Genomic DNA, 434 nt, shown 5'->3' with positions numbered 1-434 from the left:
ACATCGGCCTGGGCCAGCTCCGTCTTGCTGATGCTCTGACCCATGATGGCTGTCGTCTGCAGCAGCATGCTCGCCTGCCCCGACACAGCCTGGTTGGCAGGGTCTGCCGAGATGTTCACTGCAATCACGAACGTCGCGCCCATCTGCTTGGCGTAGGTAACCGGCACTGGCGCCACCAAGCCGCCGTCCACATATTGGCGGCCGCTGATCGTTACCGGCTGGAACACGCCTGGGATACTGCAGGACGCACGCACCGCCTGACCGGTATTGCCGCGCCGGAACAGGATCGGCTTGCCGCTCGCCAGGTCCGTCGCAACGATGCCGAGTGGAATGCGCATCTGCTCGATCGTCTTCTGCTTGACCAGCCGGTTGATGTATTTCTCCAGCGCCTCGCCCTTGAGCCAGCCGCCGAAGCGCGTTCCGAAGGGCAGCGC

The 434-nt window shown here is 64.1% G+C and carries 1 protein-coding gene; it reads right to left on the bottom strand.

What is annotated here, in order from left to right; translation table 11 throughout:
• Window positions 1-434, bottom strand: a 434-nt coding sequence (locus JWG88_RS21360) for a patatin-like phospholipase family protein (RefSeq protein WP_205235843.1), incomplete at both ends; no start/stop codon positions are given.

It is taken from the genome of Desulfopila inferna, from assembly GCF_016919005.1.
In the GTDB taxonomy this organism is placed as follows: domain Bacteria; phylum Desulfobacterota; class Desulfobulbia; order Desulfobulbales; family Desulfocapsaceae; genus Desulfopila_A; species Desulfopila_A inferna.
This window is presented reverse-complemented; position numbering and strand designations above follow the sequence as displayed.